This window comes from Geobacillus thermopakistaniensis (genome assembly GCF_000498995.1).
Taxonomy (GTDB): Bacteria; Bacillota; Bacilli; order Bacillales; family Anoxybacillaceae; genus Geobacillus; species Geobacillus thermoleovorans.
Genome location: NZ_AYSF01000030.1, coordinates 121335 through 129287 on the forward strand (window position 1 = coordinate 121335; position 7953 = coordinate 129287).

Consider the following 7953-nt stretch of genomic DNA (forward strand, 5'->3'; position numbering starts at 1 on the left):
ATTATACAATATTTTCGAGTCGAACCATGTAGAATTTTAGGATAAGAGAACGAGCAATGGCATATTTGGCGCGTTATTGCCAATGATACGCCGGGAAGGAACGGGTAGGCATGTGGAAAGAGGCGGTTGTTTACGTTGTTGCATTCATAGTGGCGCTGTTGGCTGTTTGGCTGCTGCCGCTTGGATTCAGCCGGGCCGGGGGCGCGGCGGTGGTGGCGGCTGCCTTTTTGGCTGCGGGGCTGGCGCAGTTGGCCGAATCGGTGATTCCGTTATGGCAAATCGCCCTGCTCGTCGGGCTTTTGCTGTTGGCGGGCTCGTATTTGCTTGATCGTTGGTTCGGTCCGCTTCTTTACCGGTCGGTGGAGACGGAGGAAGCTGGGGAACGGAGAAAGGGAGGATGGAAAGGGAGTGGCGATCGGACGGCAGCGGGCGATAGGTACGGGACGATGGTCCAGAATGCAACGGAAAATCTAGTCGATTCGGCCTGGCCGGCAGCTTTTGGACAAAACGGCGCTTCGAGGGAATTTCAAGGCGTTGACTCGGGTGGGGAGGCGTTGCGATCGCACGTGCAGGAAACCGGTAACACCGCTTCAGGAGCGTCGCCTGCAGCGTCGGAAGCAGCTTCGGGAGAGACGGAGCGGGCACCGAAATCCAGCGAGGAGCCCTGGGAAGAACAGACTGCTTTCTTGCTTCGATCGATGGATGGCATAGAGGAAGCCGCTTCCGATCCCGGAGCGGATCAAACCGAGCCGGAGGAGCTGCTTTCGTTGGATTCGGCCGATGCGGAGCAAAAAATGCGCTCCGTGGACCGAGACGATGCCGAGCAAGAGGAGTTTTTCCCGTTGGATTCGGATCGTGTGGAGCTGGAGAAGTTGTCCGCCTTGGATTTGGATGGAGTAGAGCCGACCGCCATGACGGGTGACGGTGGCGGGCTGAATGTTGGGCCGGCGCGCCGTCTGCGCGATTGGCTCGATGAGCTGCCGGTCTCGATGACGCCAGACATCGAAGCGGTGGTGCTGCAGGCGGGAGCGGCCGCCGACGGCCGCGGCCTGTTGCAGGCGCTTGATCTCAGCCATGAAGAAGAGGATGGGCAACTTTCCGCGTTCATGTCTTCTAGCTCGGCGGGCGTTTCTGCTGCAGAAAACGGGCTGCCTTCCGGCCAGGCAATGCCGCGTGAAGGGGCGCTTTTGGAAGAAGCAATGCCGGGTATTGTCGACTGTTCGCTGCCGGAAACGGACGAGGCTGCCGAACCGCCCCGTCAGGAGGACGCGATGAAAGCAGAGCCTGACAGGCAGGAAGGGCAACGAGCGGAGCATGGCTGGTCGGAAGGCGAACAATCAACCGAGCGCCGCGAGCCGGAAGAAGATGGGCAAACGGAAAGCCGGCGGGAGGAAGAGAGCGAACGGCCAGCGCGAATGATCGGTCCGGAAGTCGTGCAGGCGGTCGTTCTTGAATTGCGCCTCAACCGCCGTCGTTTGGACGCCGCCGATTACGAGCGCTGCCTCCGCCGCTGTTTGGACGCTCCGCTTTCTGACCGCGACTATTACGTATTGGCCCGTTTGTTAATGGAACATTATGTGGTAGAACAACAGTACGGCAAGCTCGCAGCGTGGCTCGAGGAGCTCGCTGACCGTTTTCGCGCCTATCCGGCTGTGGCCGAAGAGTTGGCGCTTTGGCGGCAGTTTGCCGCAACACTAAACAGTTGGGGTGAACAAGATGAAAGCTAGCGCGCAAATCATTGGGCTGCCGATCATCAGCATTGCTGACGGTGCACAAATCGGCACGGTGAAAAGTTTGGTGATCAACCCGGACAAAGGATCGATCGATTTTTTGACTGTGGAACAAGACGATGTGCAACTCAGTTTAAAGGCCATTCCGTTTAAAAAAGTCGTCGGCATCGGCGAGTTTGCCGTGACGGTAGAGCAAGGGCACGATGTAATTGACCTCTCGGAAATTCCGATCGCCAATCAGCTCGTCAATAAGCAAATCCGGATTAAAAATACGAAAGCCATCACGCGAAAAGGGCAGCTGCTCGGCGAAGCCCGCGAGTTTTTCGTCGATGAAGAGTCAGGGGATATTGTCGGCATCGCTCTTCAGCTCGAGAAAGGGGAAGCGGTGCTGCCGGCCTCAGAAGTGTTGACGTACGGCAAAGATATTTTGATCATCAACGACGGAGCGAACGAGTCGCTTCTTGATGATCCGGCGCAGTTGTTGAAGGCAGAGAGCATCGAGCCAACCGGCGGCATGGCGGAAGAGGACGTTTCCGCGCAAATGGAGGCGATGGCCGAAAGCGCGGAAAATGTTGAAGCGCTGCAGTCGCTGAGGGAAAAACAAGTTGCGCTGTTAGCTGGAAAGCGGCTGACAAAAGATATTTATGATGCAGACGGCCGCCTGCTGTTTAAAGCGGGCACTCTGCTTGGCGAAGAGGATGTGCGCAAGGCGCAAGAGGCGGGGCCAAGCGTCATCGTCGATGTCTCGATGAATGTGGAGGCGTAATGGAGGAGGGTCGGCGGTGAAAAAGGCTGCCGCGTGGAAATTGTTTGTTGTCATGGCTGTTTGCACCGTTTATTTTATCGCTTTTTCGCATCTGGGCACCTTCGCCCATGATGTTTTGGCCCCGGATGACGGCCGCCTTGGCCCGGGCACGGCGGTCGGTCCGGTGTCACTCTCCGGCATGACGCCCGAAAGAGCCCGACAGGCGGTTGTCGAGCGGGTGAATGAGTGGCGGGCGACCGCTTCCATTTCTTTGCAGTACCAAGAAAAGCGCATTGACCTGCCGGCGGACGCGTTTGCGTTCCGTCTTGCCGAGAGCACGAAGCGGTTTGTCGACGGGAGGCGCACGCCGCTGTTTGTGATCGCTGATTTAGAAAAATGCCTCCAAGCGGCGGCAGCCATCGTTCCGCCGGCGGCGTTATCGGCGCTTGACATCAAGAAGCTTGGGGCGGATTTAGAGGGACAGGCGGCTCAGCTGCAAAAGCCATCATCTCCGATCGACTTGGCTCGCTACATATCGTTTGCAAACGGCCGGCAACCGGTCGTCAGCGAAGCGGCCGCATCGGCGCCTGACTCTTCGGCCGTCCGCTGGCTGTCTGGCGAGCGGCGCGCGGTGATCAAAGCGAAACAGCTGTTTTCGTTTGGCGATTATATGAAAAAGGTGAAGGCCGATTTGTCCGATGAAGCGGCCGATGCGATCGCTTCAGCGGTGTACCGGGCGGTGCTGGCGACCAATTTCACTGTCGTGGAGCGCTATACGAGCCGTATGTTGCCGGATGGAGTGACGCCCGGTTTTGAGGCGGCCATTAGCGGCGGCCGCGATTTGGAATGGTTCAACCCAAACACGACCGACTACACGCTTCTTCTCCGGCATGATGGACGAAAGGTGCGTGTTGCCATTATCGGGTTGCCGTTTGCCTATCAATATATCATTCGCCTAGGCGAGGCGGAGTCTATCGAACCGCGTGTCATCGTCCGCTATGACGCGCGCCTGGCGCCGGACGAGAAGAGGACGGAACAGATCGGGCGGCCGGGGCTGGTTGTGACGGTGGAACGCGAAGTGCGCGACGGCGCTCGGCTCGTGCGCAAAGAAACGGTGAGCGAAGATTTTTATCCGCCAACGTATACGATTCACGTGCGCGGCCTTGAAGTGCCGGAAAGCAATGTTGGGCAAAGCGGCGACGGAGAAGGCGGAACGATGGAGCCGGCGAATGGGGTGACGGAAAACAACGGAGCGGCGAACCAACCGAATTCGACTACGAAAAACAGCGGTGGGAATATAGAGAGCGGGACCGCGTCAAAGAAAGGCGATGAGGCGAGCAACGGGGAATCGGCCCCCGCCGCTGGCAGTGAAGAGAAGACGGATGCGGGCGGAGGGGAGGAAAAATGAGCAAAAAGCAGGAACGGAAACGGCTTGGTGATTTGCTTGTCGAAGCGGGATTGATCACCGAAAGCCAGCTGGCCGAGGCGCTGCGCGAGAAGGCGCCCGGGCAAAAGCTCGGCGACGCCTTGTTGCAGCGCGGCTACATCACGGAACAGCAGCTGATTGAGGCGCTCGAGTTTCAGCTCGGCATTCCGCACGTCAGTTTGTACCGGTACCCGATCGATCCGAAAGCGACAAACCTCGTGCCGAAAGAGTTTGCCCGCCGCCATATGGTCATGCCGCTCAAGGTGGAAGGCGATCGGCTGCTCGTTGCCATGGCCGATCCAATGGACTTTTTTGCCATCGACGATTTGCGCCTGTCGACCGGGTTTCAAATTGAAACGGCGATCGCTTCAAAAGACGATATTTTGCGGGCGATCAATAAATATTACGACATCGACGAAGCATTTGAGGATTTTTTACAAACGCCGCCGCCTGAGGTGCGCGACGACGAGCGGGCTGCTGAGGACGATTCTCCCATCGTTCGTTTGGTGAACCAAATTTTGCAGCTTGCTGTTGAACAGCGGGCGAGCGACATTCATATCGATCCACAGGAGACGAAAGTGCTCATCCGCTATCGGATCGACGGCCTGCTTCGCACCGAACGCGCGCTGCCGAAACATATGCAAAGCATGTTGACGGCGAGAATTAAAATTTTGGCCAATATGGACATCACCGAACACCGCGTGCCGCAAGACGGGCGGATCAAAATGGACATCGATTTTCATCCGGTCGATTTGCGCGTTTCAACGCTGCCGACCGTATACGGTGAGAAAATCGTCATGCGCGTCCTCGATTTGGGCGCAGCGTTAAACGATATTCATAAACTTGGTTTCAACCCGGTCAATTTAGATCGGTTCATCCGCTTGATCGAGCGGCCGAACGGCATCGTCTTGATCACCGGACCGACCGGTTCGGGGAAATCGTCGACGCTCTATGCGGCGCTCAACCATTTAAACAGCGAGCACGTGAACATTATTACGATTGAAGATCCAGTCGAATATCAGATCGAGGGCGTCAACCAAATTCAAGTCAACCCGAATGTCGGCTTGACGTTCGCCCAAGGGCTCCGCTCGATTTTGCGTCAAGACCCGAACATCATCATGGTTGGGGAGATTCGCGACCGCGAGACGGCGGAAGTGGCGATCCGCGCTTCGCTCACCGGTCATTTAGTGTTGAGCACGCTCCATACGAACGATGCATTAAGCACGATCACCCGCCTGATCGATATGGGGATTGAGCCGTTTTTAGTGGCCACATCGCTCGCCGGCGTTGTCTCGCAGCGGCTTGTGCGCCGCGTCTGCCGCGACTGCCAAGAGGTGTATGAGCCGACGAAGCGGGAGCGGGACATTTTCGCCCGCCGCGGCATTGAGGTTCATCAACTTGTCCGCGGCCGCGGCTGCCCGATGTGCAACATGACCGGTTACCGCGGACGGCTGGCGATTCACGAGCTGCTTGTTGTCACCGATGAGATGCGGCGCGTCATTTTAAACAACGAGCCGTTTTCGAAATTGCGCGAGCTTGCCCTGCAAAACAAAATGATTTTTTTGCTGGATGATGGGCTGTTGAAAGTGAAGCAAGGGTTGACCACGCTTGAAGAAGTGCTGAAAGTGGCCATTTTGCATTGATGGGTGAGATGGATGAAGGAAAAGCTTGAGGCGTTATTGCGCGCGGCCTTTGAATGCCGCGCTTCCGACGTGCATTTAACCGTCGGCGCGCCGCCGATTTTTCGCGTGAACGGGGAGTTGAGAGCTTACGGCCATGAGCGCCTGCACCCGGAGGAAACAGAGCAAATGGCGCGATCCATCATTCCGGCGCCGCTTTGGCAGCAGTTTCAGGAAACCGGAGAGCTTGATTTTTCGTATGGCATTGCCGGCGTTTCCCGCTTTCGCTTAAACGTGTTTAAACAGCGGTCATGCGTGTCGCTCGCCGTGCGCCTCATCCCGGTGCGCATCCCGACGCTGGAGGAGCTTGGCCTGCCGGATGTCTTAAAGCGCATCGCCGAAAAGCCGCACGGACTCGTGCTTGTCACCGGACCGACCGGCAGCGGCAAATCGACGACATTGGCGGCGATGATCGACTATATGAACAAAACGATGTCGAAACATATCATCACGCTGGAAGATCCAATCGAGTATTTGCATAAACACGGGAAATCGATCATCGACCAACGAGAGGTGGGATTCGACACTGGCAGTTTTGCCGCCGGATTGCGCGCTGCGCTTCGTCAAGATCCAGACGTCATTTTAGTCGGGGAAATGCGCGATTTGGAAACAATCCAAACGGCAATCACCGCCGCGGAAACGGGCCATTTAGTGCTTGGCACGCTTCATACGGCGAGCGCGCCGGCGGCGATTGAGCGGATGATTGACGTCTTTCCGCCGGCCCAGCAGGCGCAAATCCGGCTGCAGCTTGCTTCCGTGCTCGTTGCCATCATCGCTCAGCGCTTGTTTCCAAACAGACACAAAACCGGGCGGACGGCAGCGCTGGAAATTTTAGTGAACAATGCGGCCGTCGCCAACTTAATCCGAAACGAAAAAGAACATCAAATCATCAACATTATGCAAACGAGCCGCAGCATCGGCATGCAGACGATGGAAATGAGCGTTAAGGAGCTTGCAGCCGATGGGCGCATCGATCCGCTGGCGGCTGAAGTGTATTTGGCGGGGGAGCGTGGGGACGATGGCGCAGTTTAAGTACGAGGGGCGCGACCGAAACGGACGGAAAAAAGCTGGAGTGATCAATGCCGTTTCGCGGCGCGAGGCGGCGGCAAAGCTTCGGGAAAAAGGAATTCGCCCGCTGGCGCTTGCCGAAGTGCCGCCGTCCATATGGAACAAAGAAATTTCGTTTGGCCGCGCCGTCAAACTGCAGCACTTTGTCATCTTTTTGCGCCAGTTCGCAACGCTTGTGCGCGCCGGGGTGACGATCGTCGATTCGATCCGCATTTTGGCGGAGCAAACGGAAAGCAAGCCGCTCGCTAAGACGCTTCTTGACATCGAACAGTCATTGCGCAGCGGGAACCCGCTCTCAGCGGCAGCGGCGAATCATCCGCGCATCTTTCCGCCGCTGTTTGTCAACATGGTGCGCGCCGGTGAAGCGAGCGGGACGCTTGACGAGACGCTTGACCGCTTGGCTGATCATTTTGAAAAAATGCATCGGACGCGGCAAAAAATCGCCTCGGCGCTCGCCTATCCGATTGCTGTTGCCATCATTGCCACCGCGGTCGTTATTTTTTTGCTTGTCGCCGTTGTGCCAACGTTCGTCGAGATGTTCGCCGAGTTTCACGCCGAACTGCCGGCGATTACGAAGTTTGTGCTCAAGGCAAGCAGTGTGATGCAACGGTATTGGTGGGCCGTCGTCCTGCTTTTTGCCGGCGTGTACGCATCGTTTGTGGCTTTTCGGCGGCAAAAGACAACGAAGTACTATTTGGATTATGCCGCCCTGCGGATGCCGATGTTCGGCACGCTCGTGCAAAAAGCGGCGCTCGCCCGCCTGACACGGACGCTCAGCTCGCTTGTTGCAAGCTCGGTGCCGATTTTAGAGGCGCTTTCCATCGCTGGGCGCGTCGTTGAAAATGAAGTGATCGCATCTGTGCTGGCTGAAGCGCGGACCTCCCTCGAGCGCGGGCAATCGCTCTCGGAGCCGCTCCGCCGCCATTGGGCGTTTCCGCCGCTTGTTGCGCAAATGATCACGATCGGCGAACAGACCGGTGCGCTTGACGCCATGCTCGGCAAAGTTGCTGATTTTTACGAAGCGGAAGTCGATGCGGCCACCGACCGATTGAAATCGCTCATCGAACCGCTTATGATCGTGCTTCTCGCCGGCGTCGTCGGGACGATCGTCACTTCGATCATCGTGCCGATGTATGATATTTTCAACCATATTCAACAGTGAACTACCCCCACTTAATTTTCTAGCGAAAATTTGAAGTGGGGGCTTCCAAAGAAGTTTGACTGCTTCAAGCAATCCTTATTCTTTGAGGCGTGTCCACTTCGCCGCTAGAGCATAAGACACTCAGGTCTACAGCTTTACTTTTC

6 protein-coding genes are annotated in these 7953 nt (G+C 56.9%); all 6 read left to right on the plus strand.

Features of this window, described 5'->3' with window-relative positions:
- The first annotated feature begins 110 nt into the window (after positions 1 to 110).
- From T260_RS134500 to T260_RS134480, 6 genes are read left to right on the plus strand one after another with little or no spacing between them, the layout of a single operon-like run.
- Positions 111 to 1727, plus strand: a complete 1617-nt coding sequence (locus T260_RS134500; RefSeq protein ID WP_023633501.1) for a hypothetical protein — start codon at positions 111 to 113, stop codon at positions 1725 to 1727.
- Positions 1717 to 2496: a PRC-barrel domain-containing protein gene (locus T260_RS134495; RefSeq protein WP_023633502.1), complete on the plus strand. Its 780-nt coding sequence runs from the start codon at positions 1717 to 1719 to the stop codon at positions 2494 to 2496. Before T260_RS134500 ends, T260_RS134495 begins: the two co-directional genes overlap by 11 nt.
- A gap of 16 nt (positions 2497 to 2512) precedes the next feature.
- Positions 2513 to 3883 (plus strand): G5 domain-containing protein, encoded by a 1371-nt coding sequence (locus tag T260_RS0119710; RefSeq protein WP_031212307.1) that lies wholly within the window; start codon positions 2513 to 2515, stop codon positions 3881 to 3883.
- Positions 3880 to 5544, plus strand: a complete 1665-nt coding sequence (locus T260_RS134490; RefSeq protein ID WP_023633503.1) for a GspE/PulE family protein — start codon at positions 3880 to 3882, stop codon at positions 5542 to 5544. The genes T260_RS0119710 and T260_RS134490 overlap by 4 nt, the downstream gene beginning before the upstream one ends.
- Positions 5545 to 5556: 12 nt before the next feature.
- On the plus strand, positions 5557 to 6612 hold the full coding sequence (locus T260_RS134485) for a type IV pilus twitching motility protein PilT (protein ID WP_023633504.1): 1056 nt from the start codon (positions 5557 to 5559) through the stop codon (positions 6610 to 6612).
- The gene (locus T260_RS134480; protein ID WP_014196434.1) at positions 6599 to 7810 is read left to right on the plus strand and encodes a type II secretion system F family protein; all 1212 of its coding nucleotides are present in this window, start codon (positions 6599 to 6601) and stop codon (positions 7808 to 7810) included. Before T260_RS134485 ends, T260_RS134480 begins: the two co-directional genes overlap by 14 nt.
- Positions 7811 to 7953: the final 143 nt, after the last annotated feature.